17 protein-coding genes and 1 tRNA gene are annotated in these 20,616 nt (G+C 37.8%); 10 read left to right on the plus strand and 8 right to left on the minus strand.

Annotated elements, in window-relative coordinates:
* Positions 1 to 22 precede the first annotated feature (22 nt).
* Positions 23 to 754, minus strand: coding sequence for a hypothetical protein (locus BLV99_RS07935; RefSeq protein ID WP_092689437.1), 732 nt, complete (start codon positions 752 to 754; stop codon positions 23 to 25).
* Between the two features lie 355 nt (positions 755 to 1,109).
* Here BLV99_RS07935 and BLV99_RS07940 point away from each other — a divergent pair, with 355 nt between their 5' ends.
* Entirely contained in the window at positions 1,110 to 1,619 is a 510-nt protein-coding gene (locus tag BLV99_RS07940) for a hypothetical protein (protein ID WP_086185634.1), read from the plus strand.
* Between the two features lie 93 nt (positions 1,620 to 1,712).
* Here the strand turns inward: BLV99_RS07940 and paeA are convergent, their stop codons facing one another.
* Both paeA and BLV99_RS07950 read right to left on the minus strand, forming a co-directional pair.
* Positions 1,713 to 3,041 (minus strand): polyamine export protein PaeA, encoded by a 1,329-nt coding sequence (gene paeA, locus BLV99_RS07945; RefSeq protein ID WP_086185622.1) that lies wholly within the window; start codon positions 3,039 to 3,041, stop codon positions 1,713 to 1,715.
* A 128-nt stretch (positions 3,042 to 3,169) separates the two neighbouring features.
* On the minus strand, positions 3,170 to 4,159 hold the full coding sequence (locus BLV99_RS07950) for a LysR family transcriptional regulator (RefSeq protein WP_004648248.1): 990 nt from the start codon (positions 4,157 to 4,159) through the stop codon (positions 3,170 to 3,172).
* A gap of 814 nt (positions 4,160 to 4,973) precedes the next feature.
* Here BLV99_RS07950 and BLV99_RS07955 point away from each other — a divergent pair.
* Positions 4,974 to 6,575, plus strand: coding sequence for an isocitrate lyase (locus BLV99_RS07955; RefSeq protein ID WP_092689439.1), 1,602 nt, complete (start codon positions 4,974 to 4,976; stop codon positions 6,573 to 6,575).
* 128 nt (positions 6,576 to 6,703) lie between these two features.
* Here the strand turns inward: BLV99_RS07955 and BLV99_RS07960 are convergent, their stop codons facing one another.
* Positions 6,704 to 7,078, minus strand: coding sequence for a diacylglycerol kinase (locus tag BLV99_RS07960; protein ID WP_086185620.1), 375 nt, complete (start codon positions 7,076 to 7,078; stop codon positions 6,704 to 6,706).
* A gap of 325 nt (positions 7,079 to 7,403) precedes the next feature.
* Between BLV99_RS07960 and BLV99_RS07965 the strand changes: the two genes are divergently transcribed.
* From BLV99_RS07965 to BLV99_RS07980, 4 genes are all read left to right on the plus strand, one after another.
* Positions 7,404 to 10,505 (plus strand): multidrug efflux RND transporter permease subunit, encoded by a 3,102-nt coding sequence (locus tag BLV99_RS07965; RefSeq protein WP_092689442.1) that lies wholly within the window; start codon positions 7,404 to 7,406, stop codon positions 10,503 to 10,505.
* A 237-nt stretch (positions 10,506 to 10,742) separates the two neighbouring features.
* Positions 10,743 to 12,080, plus strand: coding sequence for a magnesium transporter (mgtE, locus tag BLV99_RS07970; protein WP_092689445.1), 1,338 nt, complete (start codon positions 10,743 to 10,745; stop codon positions 12,078 to 12,080).
* Positions 12,081 to 12,167: 87 nt separating this feature from the next.
* Positions 12,168 to 12,758 carry a DUF4112 domain-containing protein gene (locus BLV99_RS07975; protein WP_092689448.1) on the plus strand — a complete coding sequence of 197 codons (591 nt, stop codon included), beginning with the start codon at positions 12,168 to 12,170 and terminating at the stop codon, positions 12,756 to 12,758.
* A 22-nt stretch (positions 12,759 to 12,780) separates the two neighbouring features.
* On the plus strand, positions 12,781 to 13,131 hold the full coding sequence (locus tag BLV99_RS07980) for a VOC family protein (protein ID WP_167356313.1): 351 nt from the start codon (positions 12,781 to 12,783) through the stop codon (positions 13,129 to 13,131).
* Between the two features lie 48 nt (positions 13,132 to 13,179).
* Here the strand turns inward: BLV99_RS07980 and htpX are convergent, their stop codons facing one another.
* Both htpX and BLV99_RS07990 read right to left on the minus strand, forming a co-directional pair.
* Complete coding sequence (gene htpX / locus BLV99_RS07985) at positions 13,180 to 14,085, minus strand: protease HtpX (protein ID WP_004648254.1); 906 nt, start codon at positions 14,083 to 14,085, stop codon at positions 13,180 to 13,182.
* 139 nt (positions 14,086 to 14,224) lie between these two features.
* Complete coding sequence (locus tag BLV99_RS07990) at positions 14,225 to 15,082, minus strand: lytic transglycosylase domain-containing protein (RefSeq protein ID WP_092689453.1); 858 nt, start codon at positions 15,080 to 15,082, stop codon at positions 14,225 to 14,227.
* A 497-nt stretch (positions 15,083 to 15,579) separates the two neighbouring features.
* Between BLV99_RS07990 and ttcA the strand changes: the two genes are divergently transcribed.
* Together ttcA and BLV99_RS08000 are read left to right on the plus strand one after the other, a co-directional pair.
* Positions 15,580 to 16,500, plus strand: a complete 921-nt coding sequence (gene ttcA / locus BLV99_RS07995) for a tRNA 2-thiocytidine(32) synthetase TtcA (protein WP_092689456.1) — start codon at positions 15,580 to 15,582, stop codon at positions 16,498 to 16,500.
* A 215-nt stretch (positions 16,501 to 16,715) separates the two neighbouring features.
* Complete coding sequence (locus BLV99_RS08000) at positions 16,716 to 17,099, plus strand: SCP2 sterol-binding domain-containing protein (protein ID WP_004648257.1); 384 nt, start codon at positions 16,716 to 16,718, stop codon at positions 17,097 to 17,099.
* A gap of 62 nt (positions 17,100 to 17,161) precedes the next feature.
* Here the strand turns inward: BLV99_RS08000 and BLV99_RS08005 are convergent, their stop codons facing one another.
* Positions 17,162 to 18,274, minus strand: a complete 1,113-nt coding sequence (locus BLV99_RS08005; RefSeq protein WP_086185612.1) for an MltF family protein — start codon at positions 18,272 to 18,274, stop codon at positions 17,162 to 17,164.
* Positions 18,275 to 18,639: 365 nt separating this feature from the next.
* Here BLV99_RS08005 and greB point away from each other — a divergent pair, with 365 nt between their 5' ends.
* Entirely contained in the window at positions 18,640 to 19,125 is a 486-nt protein-coding gene (greB, locus tag BLV99_RS08010) for a transcription elongation factor GreB (RefSeq protein WP_092689459.1), read from the plus strand.
* Between the two features lie 99 nt (positions 19,126 to 19,224).
* A tRNA-Ser gene (locus BLV99_RS08015) sits at positions 19,225 to 19,314 on the plus strand.
* Between the two features lie 1,039 nt (positions 19,315 to 20,353).
* Here BLV99_RS08015 and BLV99_RS08020 read toward each other — a convergent pair.
* Positions 20,354 to 20,616 (minus strand): integrase core domain-containing protein (locus tag BLV99_RS08020; protein ID WP_005401423.1); only part of this gene is annotated, 263 nt, incomplete at its 5' end.

A 20,616-nucleotide genomic window follows, 5' to 3' on the forward strand; every position in this document is an offset into this window, starting at 1 on the left:
TAGGGAAACTCAGATTTTGGCGCTACATTAAGCTATCTAAATAGGTCTCGACATCCACATGTTTATGGGTTTTGCACAATTCATTTTCATAACGAATCAGTTGAATGTAGAGGTCAATAAATTGTTGTTCTTGTTGTTGTAGTACATTGAGCGTTTTGGAATTTTTAGCACTGAATAAACGCTTGAATTTAATCTTTAAAATTTGTTTATATGACCAAAAACAGATTCGACGCGTTTCTTGTAGATAAAAATATTGTTCATTTTGAGTGTCAGCGCGGAACATATTTTCTTTATAAAAGCGTACAAAACCAAAACTTAAGGCAAGAAAAAAAAGAATAATCTGTAAAAAAATACTTTCAATATAGGCAATGTTAATGGCTTGGAGCAGAATCAGCACTGCTAATTTAATCGGGGTATGACGAAGTTGTTGATATAAAGAGGTTGAACTGTGTTTGATTTGTTTAATCACCAATGGGGTATACAGCATAAACAATAACATGATGGCTAAAACAGCAATGCCATAGGAACGAAAGTGATCAAATTGTGGCAGTTGAACCGAGATGAAATGACCCAAACTCATTGAAAGAGAGATAAATATCATTGCCGCAAGAACCCAAGGAATCAGTTCTTTAAGTTCGTCTAAAATGCCTTTGGTTTTGATCATACTATAAAACAAAAAATTTCTTTTAAAGGCGGTTGGGTGTTGTTCCCGCATTTGTTTTAAAAAAAGCGCAGTTTGTTTGTTGCTGATCATAAGAATCAAGAGCACATAAAAATGAACTGTAATATAAATGATTTAATGACATTTGGCAGAAAAAAGTGGCGCTATGATTTATGAATCAGCAATAAACCGCTGTTATTTTTATTTTCAGTAGAATGAGCAGTTAGCTTTCGGGATTTCTGAGGATTAATTTACAATATTGTTTTATCTGAAAAATCATTAATTGAAGCCATTATTTAGATCAATTGGTTTTGCCACTCATCAAGTTGTTTTGGCGATTATTTTAGCTGTGCTATGCGCGAAGAATATGCTGAACTAGATTTTATTCCTGTATTAAATGGTGATTTATGCGAAAATAGTGCTTTATTATTTTGTCCAAGGACAGTTCATGACTGATCAATCTCCTGAATCTTTAAGCGATATCGAAATTTTAGACATTTTACAGTCCATGAAAAACGATGAGCTGAATACTGAAGCGAAAGAGATTATCTTGAATGGTGGTAAAGCGGGTCGTCAAGAAGCATATAAGCAAGCCATTGTTGCTTTGCATAATGCTTTTGAAAAAAACTTTGTTGAAGCGGTCACTTTGGCATTGGGGCTAAATGCAGGACAAGCGAAAAAGATTAAATATAAAAAAGATCGTATCCGTATTTTGAAAGTGCGCGGCATTGATTATATGGCAATTGATGGTGCTGAAACTGCTCAGGTTTTATCACAAGTTGCTCAAGCAATTGTGCGTGAAGATGCTATTGTAACGAATGGTTTGCACAATATTTTCCCATTTTGGAAAGAAGGCTGGCCAATGGTTCAGTTTGATAATGCCTACAATATTTTAGAAGATGATATTCGAATTCATTATGCTCTGGTGATTGAAAGCTTGATTAAACACTGTAGATAATCTTTGTAAATAGTTAAAAAGCACCTTCATGAAGGTGCTTTTTTATGTCATCTGACTTTTTGCAACAGCCTATCCTAAAATTTAAGCGACGATTTACTCTGCTTCTTCTTGAGTTTCATTTTCTGTGGGTTTTTCAAGTAAGCGAGTAACCAGTAATTGGTCTATCTTGAAATGGTCGACATCAACCACTTCAAATTTATAACCATCAAAATTCACGGCATCGGCAGGGCGTGGAATTTTACGCAACTTATACATCATAAAACCAGCGATCGTCTCATAATTTTCATCATCTGGCATTTCATTAATTTCAAGTGCATGTTTAATATCTTCAATAGGCGTGCTGCCATCAATCAGCCATGAATTGTTATCACGTTTAATAATTTGCTGATCGGCTTCAATCGGAGTCACCCAATCGCCCATGACGGTAATCATAATATCGGAGAGGGTAATTACACCAACTACCAAGGCATATTCGTTAATAACAACCGCAAATTTCTCTTTGGTTGAACGGAACCGATCCAGTAATTCAGACAAGGTTAATGTATCTGGAATAGTCAGCACGTTACGAATAGTATTTTCATTCAATTGCAGTAAAGATTGATTGTTTAGAATGCGCACTAAAATATCTTTGGCATCAATATAGCCAATCACATCATCAATATTTTCACTACAGACCACAAACTTAGAATATGGATATTCTGCTAGTTTTTGGCGAATGCTGGCTTCAGACTCTTTTAAAGTAAAAAACACCACATTTTCACGTGTGGTCATACTTGAAGGTACATTGCGTTCTTCAAGTTCAAATACATTTTCAATAAAATGATGTTCTTGCTTTTGTAGCACACCAGCTTGCGCACCAGCATCCATGACGGCTGAAATATCTGCGAAGGTAATATTATCGTCACGAATGGTATTAACTTTAAACAAACGGAACAATAAATTCGCGATGGCATTAATAATCCAAGCCAATGGTTTGCAGACTTTAATAAAGATTTGAATGGGATTAATGACAGAGACCGCAATTTTTTCTGGTGCGATCATCGCCAAGCGTTTCGGCATTAAATCTGCAAAAAGAATAAACAGTGAGGTCACTAAGGTAAAGGAGAGCGCAAAACCAATCGTTTCCGTCCAAGGACCGACATAGACACGATCAATCAGCGTGACAAAATAGGGGCGAAAGGCAGCCTCACCTAAAATACCACCCAGAATGGCAACGGCATTTAAGCCAATTTGTGAAGCAGCAAAGAAGTCAGCAGATTGTGCTTGTAAGTCTAAAACTCTCTGTGCGCGTTCATCGCCAGATTCAGCAAGAATTTTAAGTTTGACCTTACGTGCACCAGCAAGGGCAATTTCAGTTAAAGAGAGGAAACCGGCTCCTGCAATCAGTATTACGATGATGAGGATATTCTGGAAAAGGCTCACGAATCCACCTGTAGATCATCATTATTATGGAATATTTTTAACACAAAAGAACGGGAGGTAGTAAAGAGATTACTACCTCGATAGGCACAGTATAAGCTTAAAAAAGAAGAATTTAAGAATTTTTCTGTTTAATAGTGAGAAAATTGTGAGTTATTCATAAGAAATTCACGATTTTCTTCTTCAATCATTTGACGAGCAACGTACAGAATAAGCTGACGTAACCAGCGGTGTGCAGGATGATGATGCAATAACGGACACCAAGCCATTTTTAATTCAAATTCAGGAATATAGAACGGTGGGTCTTTAATCAGTAAATTTGAATTGTTTGATTGTAGATGTGCAATACGGCTAGGCAGCGTTGCAATCAAATCGACATTCGATGCCAAAAGAGCAGGCATTTGATAATGACGGGTAAAGACGGAAATCTTACGTTTTTGACCAATACGTTCTAGTGCTTGATCAATCCAACCCAGTCCAGCTTGTTTTTCAGGATTGACCCCGAAACCAACGCCCATACCTGTTTTAGATACCCAAATATGCTGTGCATCTAAATAGCTTTTGAGATTTAAATTGGATGCCGCAGGGTGCTTATTGTTGAGTAAACAAGAAAAGCTGTCACGCCAAACCAAGACTTGGTGAAAGCTTTGTGGAATTTCATTAAAGCGATTAATGGCCAAATCAACTTTACCTTGCTCCATGTCACGGTATGACACGTCACTTGGGGTTAAAAAGTCAAGAACGACATTTGGCGCTTCAGAGCGTAGGGCTTTGACGAGACGAGGAACCAGCGTTGCTTCAGCATAGTCGGAGGTCATAATGCGGAAGACACGGTTCGAGGTATAAGGACGAAATTCGGTACGTGGTTCCAAGATCATGGATAAATCAGACAAGGCATCACGAATACGGGGTTGAAGTTCGAGTGCACGTTCTGTTGGGGTCATCCCTTCAGAAGAACGAATAAGGAGAGGATCATTAAATAAATTACGTAAACGACGTAAAATATTACTCATGGCGGGTTGGGTAACGCCCAATTGTTCTGCTGCGCGGGTTACATTTTTTTCACGTAAAAGTACATCGAGGTAAATTAATAGATTGAGGTCGACACGCTCCAAATTCATATAAGAAATACCGATAATCAAGCCATGAAATTATGTTGATTATGCCATAAGCAGCAAGGCTTGTGTAGGAAATATGATGAAAAAAAAGACGTTATAAAATAGAATCATATATGGTTCTATTATGGTGCAGTGTGTTCTTTTTTGTTGCAAAATCTGTGACAGGATGAACTTATTTTTAAGCCAGCTACATATAATTTCTGATCTAGGGTGAACCTATCTTTTGTATTTTAACGATTGAATGATGGCTACGGCAATTGTCAGTAGACAAAGCATATTGCACTTTTATTCGAGGTGGTTAAATGCAATTTATTTTAATGTGATTGTCGTTCGGAAGCCTTAAGTTTAGATCGTGTAGCCGTTTTTAAAAACCTTGATATTGACTTGATGGCAACGAAAGCTTGGCTACTTAATAGGGTGAAATTATAAGCTGTGATTATTTTAGACATGCTGCTTATAAAACAGGTGAAAGCTGAGTTATTGTATAAAAACAGTCTTATTGATAAGTTTGAGACTTAGGTCTAATAAAGAAAAAATAGGGAGCTGAATCTATTTTTACTGTGGAAAACAAAACAGGGTAAGCTTATTAAATTAATAAAAACAATAATTTAAAAATATACATCATAATTATAATACGACTTTGATCTACATATTTTTTAAATAAATATTGAAAATCAACACAGAATATTGGATTAATTTTTTGACTCGATCTAAGCTGTATCCATAACAACGAAGCGCTCTAAATCTGAACAATTGAATACCGAGCAGATTTATTCCTTCGATTGATGAAATCCTAAAATTATATACAGGAAATATCATGACTACATACCAAACAGCGATTGATGCAATCCGCGAATTAAAAGCGAAATTCGGCAACACTTGGCGCGATATTAGCCCAGAAGATGCTGCGCGTATGCAAATGCAAAACCAATTCAAAACTGGTTTAGATATTGCTAAATATACTGCTGCTATTATGCGTCGTGATATGGCTGAATATGATGCTGACACTAGCAAATATACTCAATCTTTGGGTTGCTGGCACGGTTTCATTGCGCAACAAAAAATGATTGCGAACAAAAAATACTTCGGTACAACTGACAAGCGTTACATCTACCTTTCTGGTTGGATGGTTGCTGCACTTCGTTCAGAATTCGGTCCTTTACCTGACCAATCTATGCACGAAAAAACTTCAGTACCTGCTTTAATCGAAGAAATCTACACTTTCCTTCGTCAGGCTGATGCAAAAGAATTAAACGATTTGTTCCGTGCGCTTAAAAAAGCAAACGAAACTGGTGATGCTGCTAAAGCTGCTGAAATTACTGCTCAAATCGACGGTTTCCAAACTCACGTTGTGCCAATTATTGCGGACATCGATGCTGGTTTCGGTAACGAAGAAGCGACTTACTTACTTGCGAAGAAAATGATCGAAGCGGGTGCTTGTGCACTACAAATCGAAAACCAAGTTTCTGATGCGAAACAATGTGGTCACCAAGCTGGTAAAGTAACAGTTCCACATGAAGACTTCATCTCTAAAATCCATGCATTACGTTATGCATTCTTAGAAATGGGTCTTGATGACGGTATCATCGTTGCGCGTACTGACTCTGAAGGCGCTGACTTGACTCAAAAAATCCCAGTGGTTAAAGAGCCAGGCGACATCGCTTCTCAATACATCGGTTTCCTAGACACAGTTGAAATTGACATTGCTGATGCTCAAGAAGACGAAATCTTGATCAAACGTGATGGTAAATTACACCGTCCTAAACGTTTAGCTTCTGGCTTGTACCAGTTCCGTGCTGACACGCAAATTGACCGTGTGGTACTTGACTGTGTATCTAGCTTACAAAACGGTGCTGACTTACTTTGGATCGAAACTGCGACTCCAAACGTTGAAGAAATCGCTCACATGGTTAACCGTGTGAAAGAAACAGTTCCAAATGCGAAGCTTGTTTATAACAACAGCCCATCATTCAACTGGACTTTAAACTTCCGTCAACAGTCTTATGACCGTTTCGTTGCTGAAGGTAAAGACGTTTCTGCTTACGACCGTGCTAAATTAATGAGCGCTGAGTATGACGAAACTGAATTAGCTGCTGATGCTGATGAAAAAGTTCGTACATTCCAAGCAGATGCTTCTCGTGAAGCGGGTGTGTTCCATCACTTGATCACACTTCCGACTTACCACACAGCTGCTCTTTCTACACATGAGCTTGCTAAAGGTTACTTCGGCGATCAAGGTATGCTTGCTTATGTTGCTGGCGTACAACGTAAAGAAATCCGCGGTACAATCGCATGTGTTAAACACCAAGCAATGGCTGGTTCTGACATCGGTGATGATCACAAAGAAATCTTCTCTGGCGACAATGCACTTAAAGCGCATGATGATGCTAAAAACACAATGAACCAATTCGGTGGTTAATCCTCCCAACTGATTCAGAAAAAACCCTGCGAAAGCAGGGTTTTTTTATGACTTTTACTTGAAATAAGAACAAGAGATAAAGATTAAGGGAGCTAAAAGGTTTGGATTTATATGATTAACTTCAATGGTTAAGAGATTAAAATCAGCAGCCACGTAATAAAAATAATACTTAAAGCCACAAATTGCGCGGCACTACCCATATCTTTGGCATTTTTTGAAAGTGTATGTTTTTCTAAAGAAATACGATCAACAACTGCCTCAATCGCGGAATTAAATAATTCCACAATCAGTGCCAATAAACAAACAGCAATCATTAATGCTTGTTCTACGCGGGATACATCAAGCAAAAAACTACTGGGAATGAGCAGCACATTTAAAAACGTAATTTGCCGAAAAGCAGCTTCATTGAAAAATGCGGCTTTAAAACCAGACAGGGAATATGAGGTGGCATTTACAATGCGTTTTAAGCCTGTTGAGCCTTTGAAGGGAGAATATGGGTTCATAACTCAAATTTTTCATCAATTTCAGACAAAATAGAGCAAATTTATTAAACCGAGATTAATTTCCAAAAGGTTTATTTAAAAAATGACAGTGTTTAAGCAAGTATGAACGGTGTGATGATAAATACGGAAAATTATCATAGGATAATTTGGACTCTATATCGCCCATCTTCATTGTTTCTCCTTATTTGTAGTGAAAAATTATTTTTCTGTTAAATGTTATTGTGTTTTGACTTTTAGTCACTGAATATCAACATAAATTTGCTAAATTAAAAAACAGTTTTTGCATGTTTAGCAATCTCACCTTTTTATACTGCGATCAAGTCATATGCTGTCGAAATTTTTTATTCAACGCCCCATCTTTGCTGGCGTATTGGCTATTATTGTCATGGCTTTTGGGCTTTTCGCAGTGTTGAATTTACCTGTAGAGCGCTATCCAGACATTGCACCACCACGCATTACCGTAAGTGCAACCTATACGGGTGCATCGGCTGAAACGGTAGAAGAGAGTGTTACCCAAGTTTTAGAACAGCAAATTAAAGGCATTGATGATTTACTGTATTTTAGTTCCAGTAGTGATTCATCTGGTCGTAGTCGAATTAGTATAAGTTTTGAAAATGGCACAGATCCAGATACCGCTCAAGTTCAAGTTCAAAATGCCATTAATGGTGTACTGAATCGTTTGCCTGAAGATGTACAGCGTCAAGGGGTCAATGTCTTTAAGTCATTGGGCGATACCCATATGGTGATTGGCTTGTACGATGCTTCGGGGAAAAGTGACAATATTGAGTTGTCCGATTATATGATGACCCATTTGGAACAAGATTTAGCGCGTATTGAAGGCATTGGTGAAGTGGATGTTTTTGGCTCACAATATGCCATGCGCATTTGGTTAAATCCCTTAAAATTAAAACAATATAACTTAATGCCCAGTGATATTCGTGCCGCAGTCGAAGCACAGAATACTCAAGTAGCTGCTGGGGCAATCGGTGACTTACCTGTTGTAAAAGATCAGTATTTAAATGCTAAAGTGACTTCAGGCTCACGCTTAAAAAGCGTTGAGGAATTTGAAAATATCATTGTTAAATCGAGCAGAGACGGTAGTTTTATCTATTTAAAAGATGTTGCACGCATTGAGCTAGGTGCGGAAAACTATCAGTCGTTTAATACCATTAATGGTTTTCCTTCTGCGGGAATGGGGATTTCTTTAGCCTCAGGTGCCAATGCTTTAGCGACTTCGGCCTTAATTAAAGCTGAAGTCGATCATCTGACCGCACAATTGCCTGATGGCTATCAGCTAGTTTATCCACGGGATAATACGCCATTTGTCCAAGAATCGATTAAGGAAGTCGTTAAAACATTGTTTGAAGCCATTTTGTTGGTGATCGTGGTGATGTTTATTTTTCTACAAAATTGGCGCGCGACACTGATTCCAACCATTACTGTACCTGTGGTGATTTTAGGGACGATGGCAGTGTTGTCTGTGCTGGGCATGAGTATCAACACTTTAACTTTGTTTGCCTTAGTCTTGGCGATAGGGCTTTTGGTTGATGATGCGATTGTGGTGGTTGAAAATGTTGAACGCTTGATGCACGAGAAAAATTTAACCGCAAAACAAGCATCGATTGAGTCGATGCAAGAAATTAGCGGTGCATTGATTGGGATTACCTTAGTGCTGACGGCGGTATTTATTCCGATGGCATTTTTTAGTGGCTCGACTGGCGTGATTTATCGTCAATTTTCAATGACTTTAGTGGCTGCTATGGCTTTATCCTTGGCTGTGGCACTGATTTTAACCCCCGCTTTATGTGCGCTGATTTTAAAACCGAATCCACAACCTGCCAAATGGGCACTGTGGTTTAATCAACAATTAGAGCGTTTAAAGCAGCATTATTTAAAATTATCCAAGCTGACGATTCAGCACAAAGCCATTTCCCTTGTTGTTTTTGTCGCACTAATTACCATTTTTGCTTTGTTCTATCGTGCTTTACCCACCAGTTTTATCCCCAGTGAAGATCAGGGCATTTTAAATGTGCAGTTTAAACTGGTGGATGGCGCACCCATGTCAAAAAGTCGAGACATTGGTGAACAGATTCGACAATATTTTTTAGAATATGAAAAAGATAATGTTAATTTGGTGATGGTTCGCTATGGGCGTAATTTTTCTGGCACAGGGCAAAATTTGGGTCAGGGTTTTATTGCATTAAAACATTGGGATGAGCGTTCTGGGCAAGAAAACTCAGCGCAAGCCGTCCGTGAGCGTGCTTTAAAATATTTTAAAAATAATCCGAATGCACAAATTAATGTGAGTTTGCCATCTTCGGTCAGTGGTTTAGGTCAAACCGATGGATTGGATTTTTGGATTCGTGATGTGAATGGTCAAGGTCGTCAGTACCTAGAGCGTGAATTTAAACAATTACAAGAACAAGCAAAACAATATGCGACTTTTGAAAACCTCGACAAGCGTTCCAATCCAGACAAAGCCGAACTCAAGGTCAATGTCGATCAGAAACTTGCCATGGCAAATGGATTGTCGCAAGCTGCCATTAATAGCACATTATCCAGTGCATGGGGCGGCAGCTATATCAATGATTTTATTGACCGTGGTCGAATTAAACGGGTCATGATGCAAGGGGATGCCGAATTCCGTTCAAAGCCAGAAGATTTGCAATATTGGTCTGTGCGTAATGATCTAAATCAAATGGTTTCCTTTAGTCATTTTGCCAATGTGACTTGGAGCGGTGGCCCTGAAGTGGTCAATCGCTATATGGGTTATACGGCATTGCAAATGGAAGCGGATACCGCTAAAAATGTCAGTTCTGGAGCTGCCATGCAAGATGTCACTCAACTGGTTGAACAGCAATCGGGTATTGATGTGGCATGGAGCGGGTTATCTTTTGAAGAGCAAAAATCCAGTAACCAATCACTGCTGTTATATCTGGTGTCGATTGGCTTTATTTTTCTATGCTTAGCTGCACTTTATGAAAGTTGGTCTATTCCGACTGCGGTGATGAGTGCGATTCCGCTCGGAATAGGTGGCAATATCTTATTTAGTTACTTTGTTGGCTTCCCTAATGACATTTATTTCCAAATTGCGTTACTGACCACCATTGGCCTGTCTTGTAAAAATGCCATTTTAATTGTTGAGTTTGCATCCTTAGCGCAGCAACAAGGTAAAAATGCCATTGAAGCTGCATTGGAAGGTGCAAGCTTACGCTTACGTCCTATTCTGATGACGTCATTGGCATTTGGTGCAGGTGTGATTCCATTGGTCTTTGCTTTTGGTGCGGGTGCTGCCAGTCGTCAGGAAATAGGCGTGAGTGTGTTAGGTGGGGTTATTTTTGCAACCATTTTGGTGCTGATTTTTATTCCATTTATGTATGTATTGATACGGGGTATTTTTAAAACCAAGTCTGTTAGCAAAAGATAAGTGATTAAATTGTTTATGTTTTGTTGTAAAAGTTGAGAAAGGTAAAAGTTGTTTGTAGTATTGCTGCGCCGTATGAACGGTTTGATGAGGATTAAATCCCTAAATGGACAGGTACAGTTGTCAGAAACACCAAACTTCAAACATCTATATTTACCAACATGATTATGTGGGTCTATTCGGCAGATAAAAAGATAGCCGTTGCAGCCTCATTATCTATGTTGGATAAGAGGGGCGAGCATGAGCTACAACAACTTTTTATACCTTTTAAATGATGCATTAAGCAATCAAGATATTTCATTGGCATTAGACTCCGTCAAAACATTTAAAGCCGCAGATTTAGCTGATATTTTGGCGCAATTACCTTTAGAAAATAGTCAAAAACTGCTGCTGAATCTTCCTGCACGCGCCTATGTATTTTCATATTTAAAACCTGAAGAGCAAGTTAAATTTGCACAACTGTTAACTCGAATAGACTTGGCAGAAATTATGGGGGAAATGCCTTCAGATAAGCGTGTCGATTTATTTAAATGTTTAGATCACGAGCAGCAAAATGCCTTATTGCCTGCATTGGCACAGGCCGAACGGGAAGATATTCGACAACTCTCTTCTTATGTCGAAGGTACGGCAGGGGCAATTATGAGCTCTGAATATGCCACCTTAAAGCCGAATATGTCGGTGAAAGATGCCATTAAAATGTTGCGTTATGAAGCACCCGATACAGAAACCATTTATTTAGCTTATGTACTTGATGAAGCAAGAAAGTTACTTGGTGTTTTGTCACTAAAACAATTAATACTTGCCGAAGAAGAAAGCAATATTAGTAATTTAATGGCTACCGATATTATTTTTGCATATTTTGATACTGATCAGGATGAAGTAGCAAAAACCATTGCTCGTTATGACTTACTGGCATTACCCATTGTAGATCAGGCTGGTGTGATGGTGGGTATTGTGACATATGATGATGCGATGGATGTGGCCAGTGAAGAGGCAACGGAAGATTTTTTAAAATCTGGTGCTGTTGATGCATCATCTAAACTGAGTCTTAAATCTGCCTCGATATTACAACTCTATCAAAAACGGGTGTATTGGTTGGTATTTCTTGTTTTTGGTAGTTTGTTATCAGGTCTGGGTATCGCACATTTTGAAGACATCATTGCTGCAAATATTGTATTGGTGTTCTTTTTACCCTTACTGGTCGGAAGTGGCGGAAATGCAGGCTCCCAATCAGCAACTCTGATGGTACGTGCATTAGCAACGGGCGATGTGCATTTTAAAGACTGGTTCTATTTATTGGGACGTGAAGGTTTGGTTGCGCTATGTTTAGGCGGAACAATGGCACTTGCAGTTTCACTTTTGGGATATTACCGAGGTGACGAAATGGTCGCTTTAGTGCTTGCTCTGAGTATGATGGGTATTGTGCTTTTGGGCTGTTTAATTGGAATGAGTTTGCCTTTTGTGCTCAATCGTTTTGGATTTGATCCTGCAAGTGCATCTGCACCATTGGTGACATCTATTTGTGATGCGACAGGTGTTCTGGTCTATTTATTCATAGCTTCACAACTATTGCTATAGCGGTATAGATAATAAATATACACACTTATTTTCAATTTATACTTTATTCTCAGAGCGATAACACAAATGTTTAAACAAGGCTAAAACATGGTTGCAGTTGAAAAAGAAAAAAAATTAACACAGCAAGAGGTGCTGCGATTAGAACGAGATTTAGCCAAGTTTGCCAATATGATGGATTCGGTGGTGCGTATTCCATTTACCAAACAAGGGGTTGGGGCAGATGCCGCGTTAAGTACCATTCCTGTGGCGGGTGATGTTGCGGGGTTTGCTCTGACGTGTTATGCCATTTATAAAGCCAAACAAATTGGCGTACCTCAAAGTAAATTAAATTCAGTGATGAAATTGGCCATGATGGATGCAGTCATTGGTTTTATTCCTGTGATTGGTACTGTTTTTGATATTTTTATTCGCCCAAGCCGTAGGGCTTTAACTGTGGTACATGAGCATATTCGAGCTGAATATCAGATTCAGAGCGATTCGCATGTCGTACATCCATTTTTACATGAACGCTTAGAGCGTAAACAGCAGACGTCAAAATTTTGGCGTAATCCTATCGTCGCGTGGATTTGGTTGCATATTCCTGATCTTTTAGGGCTCATTGTTCTCGTGCTTATGTTGGCTGCGATGTGGTTTGGACTGAGTTGGTTATGGCACTGGTTTCAAGGTCTGAATGTCTAGTTTATTTTTAGGATAAAAAATAATGGATTATATTGCTGCAAATTTACCTGCAATTGATTTTGAGGCGACACGAAATTTTTATGCCATGTTGGGCTTTCAATGTATTTACCAATCAGATATATGGATGATGCTAGAAAAAGACAGTTTCAAGCTTGAGTTTTTTCATCATCCAGAATTAGACTCGAAAACATCTTGGCATAGCGCATGTATTCGTGTGCAGGATTTATCAATTTTAGATCAGGCTTGGCGTCTTTTAGATTGGTCAGTATTTCCCAATACTCAGATTACTGAAATTGAGCAGTTGGGGGGAATGAAGCTTTTTTGTGTGATTGATCTGAATGGCAGTTTATTACGGTGTATTGAGCATCATTAAAAAAGCCTCCATGTCGGAGGCTTTTTAATATTCATTCAATAAAAAATATTATGGACAATTTAATTGTTGTAATGCTGCTACACGTTGCTCAATTGTTGGGTGAGTTTGAAACAAAGCCGCTAAACTAAAGCCTTGTTCTTTACCTTCCGTAATTGCGAACGCTTTCATTTCTTTTGGCATCTGATCAGGTAATTCTGATTCAGCTTGTAAGCGTAATAATGCAGAGATCATCGCTTGTTTACCTGCTAAACGTGCACCTGCTTCATCGGCACGATATTCACGGTAACGTGAGAACCACATTACAATAGAAGAGGCCAGAATACCAAACACAATATCCAATACGATGGTAATACCAAAGTAAGCTAATCCAGGTGCTTCGCCATCTTCACGACCAAATACATTACGGTCAATAAAGTCACCCACGACACGGGCAAAGAACATCACAAAGGCATTGACTACGCCTTGTACAAGGGCAAGAGTCACCATATCACCATTGGCAACGTGACCAATTTCATGCGCAAGTACAGCACGTAGCTCATCTTTGTTCATGCGTTCAAGTAAACCCGTTGAAACGGCAACTAAAGCATCGTTCTTGTTCCAACCTGTGGCGAAAGCATTTGATTGATAAGAAGGGAAAATACCCACTTCTGGCATGTTGATACCAGAGCGTTGAGCCAATTGCGCAACTTCTTGTAATAACCATGCTTCCGCTTGATTACGAGGTGCATTCGGGTCAATCAGTTCAGTACCCGTGGTTTTCTTCGCCATCCATTTAGACATGAATAGAGAAATGAGAGAACCAACCATACCAAAGACAAAACAGATAACCAGTAGGTTGCCTAAATTTAAGCCACCCGCGCCATGGTAACTACCGACACCGAAGAGTGACAAAATAATGCCAGCTACCACCAGTACCGCGAGGTTGGTAAGCAAGAACAAACCAATCCGCATCATTGAGAAAATCCTCTTATAATAAAAAAATAATCTGATTTTTGAATCAAAAATCATCTTTTTAAATATGAGGTGTAAGCCTTAAAAATTCAAGGAAAAAATGAGTAATTCTGTACAGTGATGGAATTTACAGGCTTAGTTTTTAATCGGTAATTGATATTTTAGCGGAAGCAGTCGCATGTGCTGTGGCGTATGAGCGCATTGGGGCATCAGTAAAACTCCCATCAGCGGCCATAATAATTTGACGTTGTTCACTGTAACGAGAGGGTGATGGTTCATTTGGAGTCGATTGTGCAATTATTTTAGCATTATCTGGACGGCTATCATGATTTGAGCTGGAGCTTAAACCTACGCCATTTGAGTATAAGTTACTAAACCGACTGCTGACCCGTCTGACATAATCTTGGGTTTCTTTAAATGGCGGAATACCACCGTATTTAGCAACATTGCCTTCGCCTGCATTGTAGCTGGCTAAAACCAATGACGTATTGCCATTAAAACGTTTGGTCAACCATGCTAAATATTTTGCACCGGCCATAATGTTTTGTTGTGGATCAAAAGCATTGGATACATTAAAACGTCGTGCTGTGGCAGGCATAAGTTGCATCAGTCCTTGCGCACCTACAGGGGAGCGAGCATTGACATTAAATCCCGATTCAGTATGCATGACGGCTTTAATTAAGCCTTCAGAAATTCCGTGTTGTGATGCTGCTTGCTTAATAATATGGTCGAAAGCATTTTTATTGCGATTATAGCTTGGTAAAACTGATGCTTCAGAATTTCCCCAGTTCGTATAACTATGCATATTACTGTCAGGATAATAGGTTTTTTTTTCAACTTTTAAATGACTATATCGACCTTGTTTATTGGTCAGTAAGGTCGTGCCATTGGACTCTTTGAGTTGATAGATGGTTTGACCCGCGTAACTGGTCGCTGTAACAAAATTAACTGTTACACACCCCAAAATATAAAATCCAATACTTACAATGTTATTTTTCATTTTTTAATGTAGAAAAAATCTGCCTCAAACAGTTAAATAGCAGTTTAACAAAAAAAAATAGGATAGAAAGTATTTCTAAATTTATTTCTCGTTGAGTTTGTAAAAAGCAAGTGCTAATTGTAGAGATAGTAATCAAAAAATATTTAATTTTTTTTTAATCAGGATAACTTGACACAATTAAGGTATTGATTTTTATTTAATTTTAAATTGATCAAAAAGTGATCAATTTAAATAGAAGCCTTAAATAATAGGTCAGAGACCGTGTCAAGCCTTTTGAAATCCACAAAGTTATCCACAGGTTTTGTGGACAACTGTGGAAAAGTACAAACTGTAAGCATTGTGGGTGAAATTTGAACTCAAACGGTCAAAATAGCATGAGGTTAATGACGTCCAAATGACAGCAATGATCAATTTTCAGAAAATAAATTCTTTTGGTGCGATATGCAGCTGAATCGGATAAAATCGCGCGGTATTTTTATTTATGGTTTATCTCGTCTATGTACTCGCCAGTTGAGTCCGAACAAGGATTTAATTTCAAACCAGAACTGCCTACAAGTTCGGCATATTACCGTTTGTTGAAAAAGATTCGCCGTCAAGTCGGTCATGCCATTCGTGATTTTAAAATGCTCGAAGAAGGTGACAAGGTAATGGTATGTATTTCTGGTGGTAAAGACAGTTATACCTTGCTGGACATCATGTTGCAGTTTAAACGTATTGCACCGATAAACTTTGATGTTGTTGCGGTTAACCTTGACCAAAAGCAACCCGGCTTTCCAGAAGATGTGTTACCACGTTATTTAGAAGAAAATAATATTCCATATTATATTTTGGAAAAGGACACGTATAGCATTACCAAAAAGTTAACCCCTGAAGGTAAAACCTATTGTGCCGTGTGTTCACGCTTACGCCGTGGTTCTTTATATGGTTTTGCGCAAGAAATTGGGGCAACTAAAGTCGCTTTAGGTCATCATCGTGATGACATTATGGCAACCTTCTTCTTGAATCTATTTCATGGCGGTAGCTTAAAAGCGATGCCACCGAAACTGTTGTCATCGGACAAGAAGAATATCTTGATTCGTCCACTGGCTTATGTGGAAGAAAAAGACATCATCAAGTATGCAGAAATGCGTCAGTTCCCGATTATTCCATGTAATTTATGTGGTTCGCAGGAAAATTTACAGCGCGCAATGATCAACACGATGTTACGTGAATGGGATGCACAATATCCAAAGCGTTTACATAGCATTTTTGGTGCGATGCAGAATGTATCACCTTCACAATTGGCCGATCGTGAGTTATTTGATTTTGAAGCTTTAGATGAGCAACGTGAGATTGATTTCACAGGAAGTTGTTCAACTGAAGATGAAGCACAAAATAAACGCATTAATATGGTTAATTTAGGTTTTGCGGCAGAATAATGGTGACTTTAAACACCAATTTTAGGATTGGTGTTTATTTTATATATCTGATTTATTTAATAAATGTATTAAAAGTATTAAAATTGAACGTCCAGTACAAAAAACTTTAAGCAGAAAACAATTTTACATGCTATAACAAGCGTCAAGCACAATAGCTTCACAAAGATGTTGTCTGGATAGGCGACACAAATGAACAAATAAATTGAGGAAACATCATGCCTGCCTTTTTAACTGATGATTGGTTTTCAACAGTAGAGACTTTAACTGCTCAAGCTGGTAACTTAAACTTGCCACCTGCACTTGCAAATTTAGCAATCAACTTAGTGGTTGCAGATTCAGAAGGCAATACTGAATTGTCTTTGGATGGTGGAGCAATCAAAAAGGGTCTATCTTCAAATGCGAAAACCACATTGAATATGGATGGTGAAACACTTCGTAAAGTGTTCCTAGAGTTTGATATGGCTGCCGCAATGCAAGCATTTATGACAGGTAAAATTAAAGTTCAAGGTGATATGTCACAATTAATGGCTTTACAAACTGCGAAGCCAAGCCAAGAACAAAAAGATTTATTTAAAAAAGTGCTTGAGCAAACAGCTTAAGTCTTTTGAACAAAAAAAGCTTAGCTGGATTGCTAAGCTTTTTTTTGTCTACAGTACGCAGATTAGATATTGACTAGCTGCGGTGTAGATTTAATATGTTCCAAATAGGCACGGATACGCGTGACATATTGAACTGCTTGTCGATAACGACCATTACTGGCTTTGTTGTTATCTAAATAACTGTACAAATTCACCCAATTGTTGGGGTTTTTACCTTGTGCCTTGATTCGATTTTGAATCTGATTGACTGCACCTGGTCCCATGTTATAAGCCACCAGTGCGTACCAGTTACGATCTGGGAAGGGTACATCCTGATATCGATCTAACATCTGGTCGTAATATTTAGCACCACCTTCAATACTTTGTGCAGGGTCTGTTCGGTTACTGACACCCATCGCTTTTGCTGTACTGTTGGTGAGCATCATTAAACCACGAACACCTGTAGGCGAAACTGAGTTTGGTTTCAGATACGATTCCTGATAACCAATAGCTGCCAATAAATGCCAATCTAAATCATATTTCTCAGCCGTATTTTTAAAGCTGGCTTTATAAATAGGCATACGCTGATTTAAATCACGTTGAATGCTGTCCCATGATTCTTCTTTCACGACATTCTGATTATAGAATGAAGCCAGTTGACGAATCGAACCAGATTGTTTGCCCTGACAGACAAAACCACTCGCGGTTTGGGTCAGTGGGTCATCAGCATGTTTAAAGACCCAATTCAGGTTGGTATCTAAACCATTTTTTTGTAAGCTATTTAAATCACCGCAAGTTGCTGAAAATGAAGCTAAATGCTTTTTCTCGATTGAGCTTACATCAGCAGTGGTCATGGCAAAGTTTGCTTTACCTTGCGAGATCCATTTAAGTGCTGTGGCATTGTCAGGTACAGTTTTAAACACTAAATTAACGTTTAAGCTATTGGCATAGTTACGTGCTAGGTCATAACCAAAACCATGTAGATGTGAACCATCTTTAAATACCGTAGTCGAATTTTCGACTGAAACGACGGTGAGTTGCTTGTCGTTTACAACAGAATCGTATTGGTACGATTTACTTGCATTAATACTGTGAAATGGAATTAACAGTGTACTAAATGCAAGAATTTTTAATGAGAGAGAGGATGTTAAAGAGTTAAGGCTAAGCCTCACTCCGGAAGTTGAACTACTGTGCATGTTGTCTCCGCTACAAGTAATTTATGCCCTAAAAAGTAAAGACAAACATGCCTCAGACTTTTTCAAGTTTGATAAATTCAATAAGGGTTGGGCAGTCATGACGTCATTCAAAAATGACATTGGATTAAAAGAAGAATAATGTAGAATTTCTACATAGATTAAAAAATAGGCAACTTGAAAACATGAGCGCATAATAAGGCTGAAAAATAAACTTGTCAAATTTTGTACTAATTTTTTTTAAAATATGTAGTATAAATAGCTAATTTAATTGAATAATTAATTTTATAAACTTTAATTCTGTTTGAAAATTAAATAAAATAGCGCATTATTGTCAATAAATTGTAAGCATAACATCAAAAAATACTATGAAATCTAACTTAATTACACGTGCTGGACACGACAAATTGGTCGCGGAATTACAACATTTATGGCATGAAGAACGACCAGAAATTACTAAAAAAGTGAACTGGGCTGCGAGTCTGGGCGACCGCAGTGAAAATGCGGATTACCAATATAATAAGCAAATTTTACGCAAGATAGACCGCCGTGTTCGTTACCTAGGTAAGCGTTTAGAAGAGTTTAAAATTATTGATTTTTCCCCTGAACAAGAAGGGAAAGTATATTTTGGTGCTTGGGTTGAGATTGAAAATGATCAAGGTGAGAAAATCACGGTGCGTATTGTTGGGGTAGATGAAATTTATGATCACCACCCACAACATATTTCAATTGGTTCACCTATGGCGCAAGCGTTGCTTGGAAAACAAGTCGATGATGAGGTGGAGGTCATGACACCATCAGGCAAAAAAATGTGGTATATCAATGAAATTCGTTATGAAAAGCCTGAAAAATAGTCAAAATAACAGATTTTGATTTTATTTTAAGCAGTCAGTAAGAAAAAAGTATAAAAGTGTTTGCTAAGATCGAATTTTATTTATATCATAGCCGCCATTGGAAGCGTGGCAGAGCGGTTTAATGCACCGGTCTTGAAAACCGACGAGGGTGTGAGTCCTCCGTGAGTTCGAATCTCACCGCTTCCGCCAAATATTAAAAAAGACCCTTGATTATCAAGGGTCTTTTTTTTATCTATGCTTTTGTCCCACATAGTACCCCACATAAAATGTTGAATTGAATTAGACGCCTTATTATCGCCAAGTCTATTTCACTGAATTTGTTCTTTCATTTATAAAATGTCGCTGTACTCATAGCTTATTCATGGAAAAGCTTCGGCATAAGTGTCGCTGCTTCGACCTGCTTTAGAATGGACAGGCTGATTGTCATTAAATTTGGATTGTTTTATCAAATGTTCTTGGGTTTTTAAGATAATAGATTGCTATTTTTGACTATGGTTCTTTTAGGGGAGTATTCTGAATAATTGTATTTATGAAATAGCTGTAATGATAGCTACAATTTAGAATCTGCCCAGTTCTCAAGATTCAATGAATTTTTTATAAATAAGGAAGATAAGTACTTTGAGTACGGTTATTGATAAGATTAATTTTATTTTTTCCAGAAGGCACATTACAGATCTATTATATTTGACCTGTTTTATGTTTGTAGGGATCTAGATACAAACGATAATCTCTATGCTTTATACTGTTTTATATATTATTTTTCTTTCGGGCAGGATAAAGAATAGGCTACCTTTAAAATTAGTTCAGTCATATAAAAAAAATCTAAATCCTTGATTAGCTTGGAGGATAAAGCTTGATTTTAAATAGCCCTCTAAATATCTAACCAGTTTCTGAAAAACAAGCAGCGTATGAGGCTTAAGCATATTTTGATTCTTTGTGTAGTCATACTGTATTGAATATAAAGTGAAAATTGAACATTTAATTTTCGAGGTTTAGGGAGAATATCATTGAAAAATATAAATAGTTTGTTCTATATTAATCAGTATTAAAAAATAAAACCAACAAAAATATTTTTTTACATCAAGCTGGTTTGTTATGATCAGTAATTAATAGGTCTTTATTTATTTTAAATATATAACAGCATATGAAAAAGATTTTAATTCATAGAGAGGTGGTCCCACATGTTTGAACAACTAAAAGCTTATTTATAAGTGATACTCTGCTCTAGTTAAGCTACCTTATTTTGTTGTGGTAGCTGGTCATAGTAAAACTCATCTGGAGTCATTTTGTCCAGACTCGAATGAGGTCGTTTCAAATTATAAAATTCAAAATATGCGTTTAATTGCTTCTTCGCATCCAAAACATTGCTGTAGGCTTTGAGATACACCTCTTCATATTTAACGCTCCGCCATAATCGTTCAACCATCACATTATCAACCCATCGACCTTTACCATCCATGCTGATTTGGATGTCATTTGATTTCAATACAT

Source organism: Acinetobacter kyonggiensis, assembly GCF_900107285.1.
In the GTDB taxonomy this organism is placed as follows: Bacteria; Pseudomonadota; Gammaproteobacteria; order Pseudomonadales; family Moraxellaceae; genus Acinetobacter; species Acinetobacter kyonggiensis.